Below are 16,176 nucleotides of genomic sequence, written 5' to 3' on the forward strand. Positions count from 1 at the left end.
GAAAAGTCCATGGAATGCAGTGGATATTGCCTTCTTATCCGTGCTTTAGCCACTAAAAATACAGGAGACAAAAACAACAGCACCCCGCAAGGCCCCCGGCCTTCAGCGGTACCAGACAGGACTCTCCCTCATGAAAACCCAAGTCGCTATCATCGGCTGCGGCCCATCCGGCCTTTTGCTCGGTCAACTGCTGCATCGCGCGGGCATCGACAACGTCATCGTCGAACGCAAGAACCCCGAATACATCCTCTCGCGCATTCGTGCCGGCGTGTTGGAACAAGGCATGGTCGATCTATTGCGCGAAGCCGGGGTCAGCGAGCGCATGGACGCCCACGGATTGGTGCACGACGGCTTCGAACTGGCCTTCGACGGACGCTGTGAACGCATCGACCTCAAGACACTGACCGAGGGTAGAACAGTCATGGTCTATGGCCAGACCGAAGTCACCCGTGACTTGATGGACGCACGTGCCGCCGTGGGCGCAATGACTGTTTACGATGCCGAAAATGTGCAGCCCCACGGCATGAAGGGCGACAGCCCTTATGTGACCTTCGAGCGTAACGGCGAGACCGTCCGCCTGGACTGCGATTACATTGCCGGCTGTGACGGTTTTCACGGTGTCTCGCGACAATCGATACCGCCAGAGACGCTGAAGATTTTTGAACGGGTCTACCCTTTCGGCTGGTTGGGTATCCTGGCCGATACCCCACCGGTCAGCCACGAACTGGTCTACTCCAACCATGAGCGTGGCTTCGCCTTGTGCAGCATGCGCTCGCCGACACGCACGCGTTATTACGTGCAGGTAGGTGCCGAGGAAAAGGTCGAGGACTGGTCGGACCAACGTTTCTGGGAAGAGCTCAAACGCCGCTTGCCGGCCATGATCGCCGAGCAACTGGTCACCGGTCCCTCGATCGAAAAAAGCATCGCGCCCTTGCGCAGTTTTGTCGTCGAGCCCATGCAATATGGCCGACTGTTCCTGCTCGGCGACGCGGCCCATATCGTTCCGCCCACGGGCGCCAAAGGCCTGAACCTGGCGGCGAGCGATGTCAGCACGCTGTACCGCATCCTGCTCAAGGTTTATCGCGAGGGCCGCACCGACCTGCTGGAGAAATACTCGCAAATCTGCCTGCGTCGGGTCTGGAAAGCCGAACGTTTTTCCTGGTGGATGACCTCGATTCTCCACCGTTTTCCCGACACCGATGCCTTCAGCCAGCGTATCCAGAAGACCGAACTCGATTACTTCACAAGCTCGGACGCTGGACGCAAGACGATTGCGGAAAATTATGTCGGGCTGCCGTATGAGGCCATCGAGTAATGCGGTTTTATCAGGCTCATGAGAACCTGTTACGCCGAGCACTGGCTCGCGGTTGGCTCATGCTGGGATGTGGCCCACCAGGATAGACCAGGCCACCATACAGGCCAATGGCCATAAGGCTTTGCCAGTATTCGCACCGGATTGACAAACCGGTCACTGGCGTCCCTATTTCCCAGTACAGACGTAGGATAAAACCTTAAGTTTGAATGTCAGGCCTCCTCAACCGACAAGGCCCCCCCTAGCATGGAGCCCCTTAGAACAATCACTATCAGGGAAGATATCGGCATGAAGCTGACGCACGACCACGATCCGTACCTCTATCTGCGCTTGGGCGAACTGGTGTCCAGCGCCGCGGAGGACGCCTTTGCCGAGCACATGCTGGCGTTCGTCAACAGCCAGGTGCCGATTCACGGACTGGACCTCAGCGAATGGACCCTCGACGCGGATCGGGAAAGTATCAGTCCGAGCAAATGCCTGGGTAGTGCTGGTCAGCAGCATGACCTTTGCCCGCCGAATACACTCCCCCATCCGCTGCTGCAAAGCGTCATGGAGATGGAGGCGCCAATGCTTATCCAGCTCGAGACAGCGCCGAGCCCGAAGCATCCAAAGCGCAGCGTGCACCAGTGCAATCTGGTCTCGGGCAGTGGCGATCTGCGCTGGGTCATCTGCTTCCATCGCCTGGCGACCTTGCGGGCGTTCTCCGTGACCGAACTGACGTTGCTCAAGAGCCTGTCCGATACCTTGCTCCCGCTGGTGGTGCACCGTGCACAACTTCTGGCCCAGCCTGGAACACGATGGGCCGGCATGACGCAGGCCGGCTCCGAGCACGAGGCCCTGCATCAGGCCTTCAGCGCAAGGCTGGCGCAGGAGGCCATCCACCTTTCCGCGCGCGAGCAAGAGGTTTGCCTGGGCCTGCTGACAGGTATCACGGTGTCGGAAATGGCCCAGCGCCTGAACGTCAAGAACAGTTCGGTGGAAACCTACCTCAAGCGCGCCACCACCAAGCTGGGGGTCAGCGGTCGGCATGGTTTGACGCGCTGGATGGCGTTTGTGCCCAGTCGGGCAAAGGATGTACCGGTGGCGTCGGCGGATATGCCCCCTGCGCCGGTATGGCGGCCAGATTGACCGCGGATCAGGCGCGCTAGCGGAAGCGTTGCCAGCGGCCCGGGAGCGGGCCCCGGCGAAAAGCTTCCAGCAATTGATCGGCATCGATGCTCCGCTGCCCGGGCTCGAAGCTCAGCGCCTGACGCAAGGCTGGCCAGAGGCACCTCGGTAATTGCGCCGGACGCTCCAGACGTCGATCCAGGGCCCGGGCGTTGAGCGCATCCAACCGCTGGTGCCCTGCTCCTTGGCCATTCTCGCGGTTTCAAGATGCTGTTGGGCATAGCGCTGAAAGATCTTCGGTGTGACCAGAAAAGCCGTCTCGGCAACGCTGTGAACCGGTGCATGGGCATCGTTGACGGTGATCGTGTGCTTCAGGATGCCTTGGCGTAGCCAGGTCATGAAGGCATCTCCCAGACCCGTCCCCTTCATATCCTGACTGGGCAAACGAACGGGCGTGTCGGACTCGCGCGAAACAGGGGGCTGGCGAACAGGTTGCGGATAGGCCTCTCCTAGGCCATTGATCCTCACTGTTGATAGGCTAAAGCTCACCCAGCCGTAAGCAGGCCTATAGAACGAGCCTCAAGAATCTGCCGCGCCTCCAGGCGCGGCAGGTTGAACCTTTATTGCCAGTTGCTGGCAATCACCGTGTTCAACGCATCCTTATAGTTCTGCGGTAACAAGACCTGCCCCGCTGCGGGCGGAGCAAACGCAGCCATGGCATTAACCAACTGATCGACCTGGTTTTCCAACAGGACTTTTCCGTCCGCAGTGCGGAACTGTTCAATATGCTGGGCTTTCTCCCAACTACCCGCTCCCCAGAACGACCACTTGGAGACCGTCACCTTGTCGGCGGTGCCAATCACACTGACTTCCAAATCCGAACCGCTCTTGCGAAACCACAGTTGGTCTGCAGAAATACCGGCACCGAACTGCAACACGTCGGTGTTGGCGTCGGGGTCGAAATCATCAATAACGTCTTGACCGCCACCTCGCTCGAACTGATAAAGGTCACTACCGCGATCGCCATAAAGTCGATCATTGCCGGCCCCACCCAGCAGGGTATCGGAGCCTGCACCGCCATACAGCTCATCAGCCCCGCCGCCGCCCGACAAAATGTCGTTGCCACCTAACCCATAAAGTTTGTCGTCACCGTCAAGGCCGCTTAATGAGTCAGCCGACGCATCCTCGCCAAAGAGCGCATCGTTGCCCTGGGTTGCCGTACCTCTGGTCATCTCCTTGATGGTGCTGGCATTCCAGGTCGTGCCCTCAGCGAACTGAATCTGCTCGACCTGGTAGGCGCTGCTGGAAAACCAACTGGAAACCGTCAGCTTGTCGGTGGTCCCGGCGATACCAACATACAGATCGTTAAGGTTACGACTTAATTGGATATCAGACGGGTTGAGGCCTGCCGCTACCTTGATAACGTCCAGATTGCCAACCGAAGAGTCGTAGTCACTGATCCAGTCTTGTCCTGCACCACGGTTGAACAGGTAAGTGTCGTTGCCTGCATCGCCATAGAGGGTGTCATTGTCGGCACCACCGTCCAGGATATCCGCTCCCGCGCCGCCATAGAGCGTGTCCTTGCCGGCACCGCCATTGAGCGTGTCGTTACCCGACAGCCCGTAAAGTTTGTCGGCGCCGCCCAGACCGTTGAGCGTGTCATCGCGGGAATCTTCCCCCTGGAGAACGTCGTCCCCTTCAGTGGCCACACCCTTGACCAACGCCTGGAGGGTTGCCACATTCCAAAGCGTTCCGTCGGCGAATTGAATCTGCTCAACCTGCGAATCCGCCGAGAGAAACCAATCACGGACGGTCAGCTTGTCCGTAGTACCGATGATCGCCAATTCCAGGTTGTCGCCCTGGCGGGAAGCCTTGATATCAGCAGCCCCCACCCCCTGGCCGAACTTGATCACATCGACGTTGCCGGAAGTCCAGTCTCGATCGAAGATGGAGTCCTGCCCGCCGCCGCGCTGAAAGAGATAGGTGTCATTACCCGAGCCGCCGTAGAGCGTGTCATTGCCCACCCCGCCATCGAGCGTATCCAGGCCCATACCGCCATCGAGCATGTCATCGCCAGCCCCGCCCTTGAGCACATCATTACCGGCAAGACCATACAACTGATCGTTGCCACCAAGCCCTTCGAGCAGCTCATCGGACTCGTCTCCATACAGCGTATCCGCAGCCTCGCTTGCCACGGCAAGCGACAGGCGCTTGAGATCACTGACAGACCAGATGGTCCCATCAGCGAACTCGACCCGCTCTACCTGATAGTAGGAATCGGTGTAGCTGTATATGGTCATCCTATCCGTCGTGCCCTTGATGGCAAGATAGACATTGTTGCCCTCACGCTTGGCGATGACATCGCCGGGTGTGATATCAGCAGCGACTTGGATGGTATCGACATTGCCGATAGTCCAATCAATATCTGTGACCGTGTCCTGGCCCATACCACGGTAGAACCGATACGTGTCATTGCCGAAATCACCAGATAACCAATCGTTACCGGCACCACCGTCCAACGTATCATTGCCGTCTCCGCCGTAAAGCGAATCGACGCCTTCACCGCCATTAAGCACATCGTTACCGGCTCGACCGTAAAGCTTGTCGTCACCACCCAATCCGTTGAGGGTATTGGCCTGGGCATCGCCATTGAGGGTATCTCCGCCCTGCGTTCCATTGATCACATCGGTGGCCGGACTCACCACGATATCGAACACATCGCTGGCCGCTGCCGCAGAGAGATCCAGCGCCGAGATCTTGACCGAAACGGTTCCGCTTTCGATGGGCGTACCACTGAACGTACGGGTGATCGCATCGAACACCAGCCAAGCCGGCAGCGCCGAACCATTGGCCAAGGTCGCCCGGTAGCTCAGCCGATCCCCCACGTCGATATCCGCGAACGTATTGGCCGGCACTTCATACTTGAGTGCCTGACCGCTCTTCAGGTTCAGGTCCGCGATGGCGTTAACCAGTTGCGGCGCATCGTTGACATTGGCAACCGTCAGGTTAAACGCGTCTGAAACCGTTGCGCCAGCCTTGTCCGTCGCCGTGACTTGGATCATCAGGCTGCCGACCTGATCGTTGCCGGGTGTACCGCTGAAGGTCCGGGTCCGGGCATCAAAGCTGAGCCAGCCTGGCAAGGGTTTGCCGTCTGCCAACGTCGCGTTTAGCGTGAGGGCGTCTCCAGCATCCGCGTCAACAAAAGTCCCCGCGGCCAGCGTCAACACAAAGCGGCTGTTCTGGTTCGCGCCCTGGTCCGCAATCGCAGTGGACAATGTCGGCGCCCGGTTGGCCTGAGTAGCTAGCGTGGCGGTATTCCAGACCTTGCCGTTGGCGAACTCGATACGCTCGATACTATGACCGCCGGTGGCGGTCCAGCCCGATATGATTTGCTGGCCGTTGTTCAGGCGCAACACCATTCCTTGCGCGGAATGATCGACAGCGACATCGCTTTCCTCGATTCCGGCCTCGAACACGATGGTGTCCAGGCCGCCAGCGACACCCAATTCTTCGTTGATGGTGTCTCGCCCGTGTCCCAGGCCAAACACATAACGATCATCGCCTTTGCCGCCTTGCAGGAAGTCATCTCCGGCACCGCCATACAGTCGGTTGTTGCGCTCGTTGCCAAACAGCTCGTTAGCCAAGGCATTGCCCGTGCCGTTCAGGGCCGGACCGGAAATCTCCAGGGTCTCGACATTCGCCCCCAGGGTGAAGTCCACGGTGGAGATCACCTTGTCGTTGCCGCTGTCGAGTTCCTCGACCACCACATCCCCTGTGTAGTCCACAAAGTAGGTGTCGTTCCCCAGCCCGCCATACATCCGATCCGCGCCCTGGGCGCCGTCAAGCCGGTTATCCGCACGGTTGCCGCGCAGGATGTTATCGGCCGAGTTACCGGTGGCATTGATCCTGGCATCGCCCGTCAGCTCCAGGTTCTCCAGATGGTTGGCCAGTGTGAAGGAGACCGAAGAACGAACGGTGTCGGTGCCCTCGTCCATCAGCTCGACGACCCGATCGGAACCGTCATCAACCACGTAAGTATCATCGCCCAGGCCGCCGATCATGACATCTGAGCCGCCCGCGCCATCGAGCACATTGTTGGCGCTATTACCGACCAAACGGTTGCTCAATTCGTTACCGGTACCATTGATGGCTGTGTTGCCTTGCAACAACAAGGACTCGACCTCATCAGCCAAAATATAGCTGACGCTGGACTTGACCACATCGTAGCCTCCGCCCACCACTTCCTTCACTACATCGCCGACGTTATCGACAATGTAGGTATCATCACCCAACCGCCCCTCCATGACGTCGGCTCCCGCCCCGCCATCCAGGGTATTGCCCCCAGCATCCCCCACCAGCAGATCGTTTGCCCCCGTCCCACTCAACAGGACCTTGGGCTGCGCGGACGCTTGACCGAAGATGAAGTTGGTAGCGGACAACTGATTGGCGTTCACGCCTTTGAGTGTCAGGTACTGGGTGCCGCTGGCCATGACTCCGAGCCACACACGCAGATACGGTTCACCGTCGACCGTTACCGTACTGAAGTTCAGATCGGAAAAACCGTGTACGGCCCGAATCTGCGACAGGTCGATCTTCTCAAGGGGATTGGCAACTTCGAAGTCGTCGATCAGGTTGGCCATGATGCCTTGCGAAGCGCTGGACCGGAGGTCTTCGACCAGCACAAAACGGTCGTTCCCGGCACCACCCGCCACCGAGGCCCCCGTATGCGTGGCGGCCCCGCTCAGGTTGACGTTCGGTGACAGCAAGGTGGTGCTGACATAGTCGCTGATCGCCTGGTCACCTTCCATATAGAGGGTATCGTTACCGGCATCACCGCCCAGATAGTCCAGTCCGGTACCGCCGTAGAGCACATCGTCGCCGGCGCCGCCACGGACGACATCGTTGCCATCGCCCCCCTTGATGACGTCATTGCCACCTACGGTCGAAGTCGTCGAGGATTCCCCGACCAGTACATCGTCGCCCAGTCCACCGAAGATTGTGTCGGCACCAGTGCCGCCAAACACACGCTCGCCGCCATCGTTGGCCCAATACAGGAAGCCATTGGCGGTGTCCGGCAAACTGCGCTCGGCCACCACACCGTTGAGTCCGAAGCCGTAACCCGAAGCCCCCTCCAACAGGCTCAAGCGCACACCGTCCGGCACATGGACGAAGCTACTCAGCGTCAAGCCCTGAGACTGGACGTTCTTGAGCAGCAGCACTTGTCCATCGGCCAGCCCCAATCGGGTATCGGCGCCTTGCTGGGTAATGGTCATCGATGCATAGACATCGTCGGCAAAACCGGACAAGACGATTCTGTCGGTACCGATCACAAAATCGGTGAGGGTATCGATGTCTCCAGCCGCTTTGTCGATCACGAAGTAGTCGGTGTCGGCACCGCCGGTCAAGGTGTCGTTCCCCCTGCCACCGATCAGCGTGTCAACACCGGCTCCGCCCGACAGCACATCATCACCGCGACCACCGGAGAGGTGGTTGTCCGCGCTGTTGCCGATCAGTGTGTCAGCAAACTCACCGCCAATCAGGTGCTCGATTTGCCCGGGATTGGTGATCGTCAAACGAGCGCCGGCCAACGTAGCCTCGCCCTTGGACAAATCGATCACACTGGCGCTGGAAATCGCCGCCGCATTGATCGTGTCCGCGCCACCGTCGGTGTCATTGAGCACGTTGCGCCCACTCGTAGCGGCCAACTGCGCATATTCGTTGGTATACACATACTGGTCGTTGAGCGTATCGCCCTTGCCGTAGACATTGAGGCTCCAGCTGTTCAGCGTCCCCGTGTCGCCGGTTACGCTGTCGATCACTTGCAGCGTCCAGTTTCCCTGCACCGCTTCACCACGCAGCAAGGCCGTGTCGAAGACATAGTTCAGTGTTTTATCACCCGCAAAGTCAGCATCCCCGCGATCACTCACAGCGCTTCCCGGAGCCTTGCCCGGGCGATTCATCAGAATGGATTCGGTACCCGACGGCGAGATCAGCTTGAGGATGAGATCCCCAGGACGGGAGTGGCTCAGGCTGACTTTTACTTCGACATGCTCGGCCAGGAGATCGACCTTACCCATCGTCAGCGAATGGCTGATTCCGGCACCCTGACCGTCGGTAATCGCCCGGTTGAGCACTCCCGACTCCAGGGGACTGCTCAGGCTGTACTCGTTGCCCAGGGTCTGCTGGGTATTCCAGGTTTCCGCCAAGCGCACGGCAGCGCGGGCATCGACCTCGCCATAACCGTAGTCGTGGCTGACGTGCATGCCACCGCCGTTCCAGTTCTGGCTGCCGTTGTTCTGCCACGAGGTCGTGGCATCCGTCACCTTGCGGGCCGAGAGTGCGAGGATCTGCTGTACATCGCGGTATCCCAATTCAGGGTTGGCCTCCAGCATGAGCGCGACGATGCCCGACACAATCGGCGCCGCAAAGCTGGTGCCTTGAGAAACGCTGGCGTCCCCACCGAAGGTCGAACCGTTGTCGTTCTGCACCAGCCGTGAGGTCGAGGTCACATTCGAGCCCGGCGCGCTGACCAGGATACTGGCTCCAGGGCTGGAGAACGGCTTGCCTCCCAGTTGCAATGCACCCAGGTCGGTGGTGGCGTTGATTGCACCGACGATGATGCTGCTGCGGCTGTTGGTGACGTTCGAGTAATTGGTGTTCCCGCCTTTCTCCCGATCATTGCCACCCGCCGTGACGATCACGGTGCCCAGACCCTTGCGGCCTTCGCTCAAGGCTTGATGATAGGCCATCGGCATATTCCCCAACTCGGCCGGGGAGAACTTCAGGTCGAAGTGATTGTTACTGCCCCAGCTGTGGTTCACCACATCGTATTCGGCCATGTGGGACATGTTGCTGAAGTCGTCTTTATTGACCCAGTAACCAGCAAGAGTCGCGTCATAGGCGACACCGACGCTGCCTTCACCATTACGCGCAGCCACCATCACACCGGCCACCAAGGTGGCGTGATCGCTGAATTTTCCGCCACTGCCTTCACCGGCCATTTGCCCCGGTGTCGCGTTGGCCAGCCAATTTTTGTCGATATTGTCTTTCAGGTCCGCGTGACGGTAATCGAGAATTTCCTTGGTGGTGCCGAAAGCACTGTTGGTCTCGATCTGGACAATTCTGACACCTTTGCCGGTGTAGTCCTTCCAGACCGGCAGGATATTGGCCTGAGACAGATACCACTGATCGGTGACCAGCGGATCACTGGGCAGATCCGCCGTCTTGAGGTACACGGCAGCGCGCATCGTCGCGCTCTCGCCGGTCCCCATATTGATGATGGTACTGGCCTCGTTGCCCTTGGCATCGGCCACGGTGTACTTGAAGCCCATCAGACCGGTGAAGGTCGCGTCCGGCGTGAACAGCACATCACCGGCCTGGGTCAGGCTGGCCGTCCCCCCCACCACATCGAACAAACCGGTGATGTGCAGCGCATCGTGTTGCCAATCGATATCGTTCTGGAGCAGTTGTTCCTTGCCGATCAGATGCACACTGGTGCGCTCGAAACCGACGCCGGCCTTGTCCTTGCTCAGGACATCCTTGACCAGCAATGGGTTTTCCATACCCTCACTGGTGGCCGTCGGAATTTCCACCAGCTTGAGGTTCTTGAAGTTGGCTTTTTCGACATTTTGCAGAAAGTCAGTGCCATCGCGCCCGGCAACAGTGTCACTGATCCAGACGCCTTCGGCGGTTCGAGTAATGCGATAGTCGGCAAAATCGCCCGACAACTCGACGACGTCCACACCATCACCGCCATCGATCTGATCATCGCCGGCCCCCCCAATGAGGATATCGTCACCGACACCACCGCTCAGGGTGTCATCGTCCTGACCACCGTCAATCAGATCATTGCCCGAACCGCCCTGGATCCGGTCGTTGCCGCGATGGCCCCGCAATACGTCGTTGCCTGCCCCGCCCAGAATGACATCGTTACCGTCCTCGCCTGACAGCGCATCATTGGCCGAACCACCGACAAGTACATCATCGCCGTCACCACCGCGCATGTAGACGGTACTGTTCCCGCCGCCAATGAATACGTCATTGCCCCGTCCGCCCTGGGCAATTTCCACGCTGGCCTCGGCCAGATTGAGGTAAACACCTTTATCGCCCAGCACCTGAACGATGTCGGTGCCGTCTCCGCCATGGATATTGCCGGACAGATCATCACCGTCGATCAGCAGCACATCGTCGCCAGCACCACCGTAGAACGTGTCACTGCCTTGGCCGCCGGCCAGCCAGTTGGTCTGGGCATCGCCCTGCAACACATCATTGCCCGAGCCGCCGGTAGCGTTATTGACGCCTTTGAGGGCGACATCGATATGCTCGCCAGTGGTCGACGACGAGACATAACCGGTCACGGCCGAGACCTGCGCCGAACCCTGGGTCGAAACCACAGTGCCAGTGCCGCTTGCGGTGAAGACATGCCCATTGGGGTTGGCCAGGAAGTTCGCGGCGATGGCTTCCTTGCTCGTACCGTTCTGCACAAAGGTTCCGCGTGCCAGCACTTCGTTGCCGTCACGCACCTCGCCGCTTTGTGCCTGATTTTTCAGATTGATCTGGGTGATGCCCAAGTCCGAGAGTGATTTGAGTTCACTCGTTTCACCGGCATCGACAGCCCCGTTACCGTTGAGGTCGTTCCAGCTTTTGCCATCATGGTTGGCATCTACCCAAACCTTGACGCTCGACCAGGCAGCATCTTGCTTGTCAAACACCCCATCGGCATTGCTGTCCAGACTGGCTAACGCAGCAAAGCCGTTGGCGAAACGCTTCTGCCCAGACTCGCCTTGGGTGCCGGCCGTCCCACCGAAGTATTCCGAAAGCGTCTCGCTGATATTGTCGATCTTGCCATTGGCATTGGCATCGACAACCACAATGCCGTCCTCGGGGCTGACCCAACCGGTTTCTTCCAGACTGCCACCATCGTTGTCGGCGTCGAAGAACACAGGCGAGGTCAGGTAATCGGTCAGTCGTACACCGTCGCCATTGAGGTCCAGCACCAGCGGGTCGGTGGGCAATGTCAGGCGTGCGCGGGCGTCGCCGGAGTTCAACAAGGCCGCCAGGGTGCTGCCATAAGAGAGGCTTTGGCTGGAGGTGCGCAGGCTGAAGTCAAATACATCCTTGACCGTGTTGGCGTTACCCGGACGATAACCGTCAGCCAGGATCTGGGTGGCCGCGGCGGTAAAGGTGTTGTTGATCCAGTTGCCCTGGTATTGATTCAGGTTCAGTTTGTTGGGATCGTAATTCAGGTTCCAGCCGCCACCACTGGTGATCAGGCCGTTGCTGACTTGTGCGGCGGCGGCGTCATGGTCGACTGATTCTTTGTACTTGATGCCTGATACCAGGTCGGTGTTCAAGGCAAAATCATTGGTTGTCGGGCCGGCACTCTTAAGATCATTAACACCGAGCCACAGACAGCTTTGGCCATCATCATAATAAGATCCGTGCCGGGTCAGGTCGTCACGGATGATTTGCGCTCCAAATCCATGCAGCAGTGTTTTAATATTATCAATATTATTACCTGGCCAAAGGTCGCCTTCAAAGCCAGCGTCATTATAACCAATGGTGCGCAGGGAAGCGTATATAAAATCCACACAACTATTGCTCAACAGTTCATAGGTAGAGTCGTCAAAACCATATAACTTAGGGGCATCTGAAAAATCCTTTAGTTTCCTATACTGTTCTTCGGTCAGACTGACTGTTACCTCATAAAGTGTCTGCTGGTACCCCATATCGTCATCCCTGACGACCTTACCAGGTCCAGACATTTCATCCCGTGCCGAAGCAAAACCGTAGCTATTATTGACATCTCCGTCACTCAAGCTATACCACATATGGCCGCCAGGAGAGTCATGAAGATCACCAGCCTTGTGATCCGCCTTATCTTCCTGATAAATATAATCGGCACCTATTCCGGCCACCTTATATGTCACACTGTATGCTTTTGCCATTTTTCGATTCCCTTCGTTATTTAGTGCTTATTAAATCTTCTGATTGACATAAGAAAAACCCACATAGGTCTCAGCACTCTTGAGCACATCAACTGGCTCAAGCGTCTCAACCTCAACCGAATAACTTCCAGGCTCCAATCCAAACCCCTTAATTATTCTTACAGCAACTGATTTCGTTTGACCTTCATAATCAAACGACTGAAACTCATGAATGCCAGTAGTCACTACAGTTTCATCAAAAAATACGTTTCTTCCCTTCAATATGCGCAAATGAATAGGAATAAGAACACCTGTACCTTGCCCTTCCCACAACTCTCGCTGCTTATCTCGCTCAGACATACTGTCGCCCCAGACAAACATCAAGGAAAATTTATAACCACCATATTCTCTAACTTTGAACTGCGCACTAACTTTCTGATGAGGCACGGAAACATCGATTGGCTTCACGACCCAGAGCTTTTCTGAGCACGCCACCAACAAAGTACACAAAAATAAAATACAAACCCTTTTACAAAACGACATGATTTATCCTTGTCAGGCGGGCGCGGGCGTCGCTGGAGTTCAACAAGGCCGCCAGGGTGCTACCGTAAGAGAGGCTTTGGCTGGAGGTGCGCAGGCTGAAGTCAAATACATCCTTGACCGTGTTGGCGTTACCCGGACGATAACCGTCAGCCAGGATCTGGGTGGCCGCGGCGGTAAAGGTGTTGTTGATCCAGTTGCCCTGGTATTGATTCAGGTTCAGCTTGTTGGGATCGTAATTCAGGTTCCAGCCGCCACCACTGGTGATCAGGCCGTTGCTGACTTGCGCGGCGGCGGCGTCATGGTCGACTGATTTTTTGTACTTGATGCCTGATACCAGGTCGGTGTTCAAGGCAAAATCATTGGTTGTCGGGCCGGCACTCTTAAGATCATTAACACCGAGCCACAGACAGCTTTGGCCATCATCATAATAAGATCCGTGCCGGGTCAGGTCGTCACGGATGATTTGCGCTCCAAATCCATGCATCTGCTGGCACCCCATATAGTCATCCCTGACGACCTTACCAGGTCCAGACATTTCATCCCGCACCGAAGCAAAACCGTAGCTATTATTGACATCTCCGTTACTCAGGCCATACCACATATGGCCGCCAGGAGAGTCATGAAGATCACCAGCTTCGTGATCCGCCTTATCTTCCTGATAAATATAGTCGGCACCTATTCCGGCCACCTTATATGTCACACTGTATGCTTTTGCCAATCCGACTCCCTTCCTCAGCCTATAAGAATTTAAATTTTCTGATTGCTATATGCAAAGCTAACAAAACTCTCAATCCCTTTAAGCACACCGATAGCTTCTACAGTACCCACCTCAACCGAGTAACTTCCAGGCATCAGTTCAAACCCTTTAATCACTCTTATCGCAACTGATTTTGTTTGCCCAGCATAATCAAATGACTGACCACCCTGAACACCGGCAGTCACTACAACCTCATCAAAAAACACCTCTCCATCTTTCACTATACGTAAAAGTATGGGTACGGGAGTACTATCACGCCCATACCACAACTCTCGCTGCCTATCTCGCTCAGACATACTCCCCCCCCAGACAAACAACAGAGCAAACTCATAACCGCCGCTCTTTTGGACCTTGAACTGTGTGCTAACTTTTTGACCAGGCGCGGAAATATCGATAGGTTTCACGACCCAGAGCTTTTCTGAGCACGCCACCAACAAAGTACACAAAAACAAAATACAAACTCTTTTACAAAACGACACAATTCATCCTTTTTTCAGTTCGTATTTGGTGAGCAATGTCAGACGTGCACGGACATCGCCGGAGTTCAACAAGGCCATCAGGGTGCTACCGTAAGAGAGGCTTTGGCTGGGGGTGCGCAGGCTGAAGTCAAATATAATTTTTCTTGCCACACCATCACTGACGCCATACCACATATGCCCACCGGGTGAATCATGAAAACCACACGCCTTGTGAGCATTCTTGTCCTGCTGATAAATATAATCCGCCCCAACACCTACGAATTTATACATCACACTGTAATTTTTTTCCATTTGCGATTCCCTTCGCCAATCGGCCTACATCATATATTTCAAATTTTAGGATTATAGTAAGAAAACTCCACATAGCTTTCAGTACCGCGAAACGCCTCGATCTCCTCTAGAGTTATCGCTTCGACCGAGTACTCTCCAGGTGAAAGCTCAAGATATTTTATATCCCTAACCTGCGTAGACTTGTAATCACCCTCATACTCAAAAGCTTGACCCGAGTTAATCCCACTGGTCAATATATGCTCATCAAAAAAAAGCACGTCATCCTTCAAAATGCGCAGACGAATCGGAATGGGTACACCTTTCTCATTGTAAACTCCACCGCCCCACAACTTCCGTCGCGCTTCGTTTTCGGTTATGCTTTTGCTCCAAACGAACAGCAAAGCAAATCTATAATTTCCATTTTCCTCAACCGAAAATCGTGCAACAGCCGAATGCCCCGACAAAGACACGTCAATAGGCCTCACTATCAACACCTTGTGTGAACACCCCATCAAAAGCACATAAACAAATACAATAAAAATGCGCTTAACCATTAGCAAAGCTCTGCCAGAGCCCCCCTTTCCTCCACCAAACGACATCACTCAATCCTCTCTGGTAAATTAGTAAACCCTGAATCTAAAAACCGCTCTTCAAGAGCCACCCCAACAAAAATAATGGGCCCGGAGGAAAACCATTAAAAACCACCGAAATCACCGACAGCCAAATTTCAGCTTTTTTCAGAAAATTCATCGCCAAGACACTCACCAAGAGCAGCCCAAGGCAAACTATGCCGGCATCTAAACCTCTAAAAAATTCAAGACCATCGACTACTCCCCTATCCTCCTCCGAACAACGACAACGACAACAATCCTGTACAATCAATAGCCTAAGACCTCAAGGAAAACACAGCACATTCCAAGAATTTCATTTTACTACCCTTGTCTTTCCCACCTCACCCAACACTCCCAGTAGTGCCTGCGCGGCCTCACTGGTTGTCTGCGGCGTACCTTGTGCCATTTAAGACACCCTCTTTTTTAAGGATTGAATACACACCCGGACGGGATAACAGATACAGCCACGCCGAAGAGGCTTTTCCTTGCGCCGCCCGGACCAGAAAAGCCACGTGCGCGAGATAGCCTCTAGCAATGTATGGACTGGCAGCAAAATAACGACGACACTCAGGAGTACTTAGCGAGAAAACAAGCCCTCCATCCGCCTCAATTTTTCTCAAACGCCCCTCGGCAAAGCGTTTAGCCTCAGCCTTCGTTAGCGTCGATATAAACTCGACATCCTTAATGACTACTGAAATTTCATATTTTGCCGGACAGGGCTGCGCCCGTAGAATATTGTAACGTCCATAACCTTCGACTACGTTTCTTGCAGCCCGAACATCAGCAGTATTGATTAACATAAAATTTGCAACTGACAAACTGACAGTCAAGCAAGCATCACTTATTTCCTTGCATAGCTTCAAAGCCCTGATGCGCTCATACATCTGCTCATCGGGAGATAGCTGGAGAGCCTGGATATACAAAGCGTCTTCGTCAAACGATGGCTGGATGGAAGATTTCAAATTTTCCTCGCCACCAACAAGATCTACGATCCAGCGAACCTTCTGTGCCTCGAAAAACAACCAGACAAAATAACCAGAGAATATGGCAAATAAAAGCCCGAAAGATACGCCCAAATATGACTTCCTTGTCCTCTCCACAACCCACCTCAGCAATCGGATATAAAGAGCAGGCCAACTGCCCACCGGGGCTCAGCGAGCCCGAACACGGC

The 16,176-nt window shown here is 55.6% G+C and carries 10 protein-coding genes; 2 read left to right on the forward strand and 8 right to left on the reverse strand.

The genetic code is table 11. The features are described from left to right. Positions 1 to 130: 130 nt before the first annotated feature. Together pobA and PFEN_RS17470 are read left to right on the forward strand one after the other, a co-directional pair. Positions 131 to 1,315, forward strand: coding sequence for a 4-hydroxybenzoate 3-monooxygenase (pobA, locus tag PFEN_RS17465; RefSeq protein WP_191488072.1), 1,185 nt, complete (start codon positions 131 to 133; stop codon positions 1,313 to 1,315). Positions 1,316 to 1,600: 285 nt separating this feature from the next. Continuing rightward, complete coding sequence (locus PFEN_RS17470) at positions 1,601 to 2,440, forward strand: helix-turn-helix transcriptional regulator (RefSeq protein WP_191488073.1); 840 nt, start codon at positions 1,601 to 1,603, stop codon at positions 2,438 to 2,440. Between the two features lie 111 nt (positions 2,441 to 2,551). Here PFEN_RS17470 and PFEN_RS17475 read toward each other — a convergent pair whose 3' ends face one another. From PFEN_RS17475 to PFEN_RS17575, 8 genes are all read right to left on the reverse strand, one after another. Next, positions 2,552 to 2,818, reverse strand: coding sequence for a conjugal transfer nickase/helicase domain-containing protein (locus tag PFEN_RS17475; protein ID WP_263596613.1), 267 nt, complete (start codon positions 2,816 to 2,818; stop codon positions 2,552 to 2,554). Between the two features lie 221 nt (positions 2,819 to 3,039). Then, the gene (locus PFEN_RS31200; RefSeq protein WP_224770990.1) at positions 3,040 to 12,366 is read right to left on the reverse strand and encodes a calcium-binding protein; all 9,327 of its coding nucleotides are present in this window, start codon (positions 12,364 to 12,366) and stop codon (positions 3,040 to 3,042) included. Between the two features lie 30 nt (positions 12,367 to 12,396). Then, on the reverse strand, positions 12,397 to 12,888 hold the full coding sequence (locus PFEN_RS17550) for a DUF5625 family protein (RefSeq protein WP_191488075.1): 492 nt from the start codon (positions 12,886 to 12,888) through the stop codon (positions 12,397 to 12,399). After that, positions 12,875 to 13,606 carry a hypothetical protein gene (locus PFEN_RS17555; RefSeq protein WP_191488076.1) on the reverse strand — a complete coding sequence of 244 codons (732 nt, stop codon included), beginning with the start codon at positions 13,604 to 13,606 and terminating at the stop codon, positions 12,875 to 12,877. Before PFEN_RS17555 ends, PFEN_RS17550 begins: the two co-directional genes overlap by 14 nt. Before the next feature lie 29 nt (positions 13,607 to 13,635). Continuing rightward, entirely contained in the window at positions 13,636 to 14,049 is a 414-nt protein-coding gene (locus PFEN_RS17560) for a DUF5625 family protein (protein WP_224770991.1), read from the reverse strand. A gap of 78 nt (positions 14,050 to 14,127) precedes the next feature. Beyond that, positions 14,128 to 14,415 carry a hypothetical protein gene (locus tag PFEN_RS17565; RefSeq protein ID WP_191488078.1) on the reverse strand — a complete coding sequence of 96 codons (288 nt, stop codon included), beginning with the start codon at positions 14,413 to 14,415 and terminating at the stop codon, positions 14,128 to 14,130. 38 nt (positions 14,416 to 14,453) lie between these two features. After that, positions 14,454 to 14,993, reverse strand: coding sequence for a DUF5625 family protein (locus tag PFEN_RS17570; RefSeq protein ID WP_224770992.1), 540 nt, complete (start codon positions 14,991 to 14,993; stop codon positions 14,454 to 14,456). 386 nt (positions 14,994 to 15,379) lie between these two features. Further along, positions 15,380 to 16,081 carry a hypothetical protein gene (locus PFEN_RS17575; RefSeq protein WP_191488079.1) on the reverse strand — a complete coding sequence of 234 codons (702 nt, stop codon included), beginning with the start codon at positions 16,079 to 16,081 and terminating at the stop codon, positions 15,380 to 15,382. Between the last annotated feature and the right edge of the window lie 95 nt (positions 16,082 to 16,176).

The sequence above is a fragment of the Pseudomonas sp. FEN genome, from assembly GCF_904067045.1.
In the GTDB taxonomy this organism is placed as follows: Bacteria; Pseudomonadota; Gammaproteobacteria; order Pseudomonadales; family Pseudomonadaceae; genus Aquipseudomonas.

What these genes read in the sequence shown, in the direction of transcription:
- pobA (WP_191488072.1), top strand. Translation starts at nt 131, where the DNA reads ATGAAAACCCAAGTCGCTATCATCGGCTGCGGCCCATCCGGCCTTTTG.
- PFEN_RS17470 (WP_191488073.1), top strand. Translation starts at nt 1,601, where the DNA reads ATGAAGCTGACGCACGACCACGATCCGTACCTCTATCTGCGCTTGGGC.
- PFEN_RS17475 (WP_263596613.1), bottom strand. Translation starts at nt 2,818, where the DNA reads ATGACCTGGCTACGCCAAGGCATCCTGAAGCACACGATCACCGTCAAC.
- PFEN_RS31200 (WP_224770990.1), bottom strand. Translation starts at nt 12,366, where the DNA reads ATGGCAAAAGCATACAGTGTGACATATAAGGTGGCCGGAATAGGTGCC.
- PFEN_RS17550 (WP_191488075.1), bottom strand. Translation starts at nt 12,888, where the DNA reads ATGTCGTTTTGTAAAAGGGTTTGTATTTTATTTTTGTGTACTTTGTTG.
- PFEN_RS17565 (WP_191488078.1), bottom strand. Translation starts at nt 14,415, where the DNA reads ATGGAAAAAAATTACAGTGTGATGTATAAATTCGTAGGTGTTGGGGCG.
- PFEN_RS17570 (WP_224770992.1), bottom strand. Translation starts at nt 14,993, where the DNA reads ATGTCGTTTGGTGGAGGAAAGGGGGGCTCTGGCAGAGCTTTGCTAATG.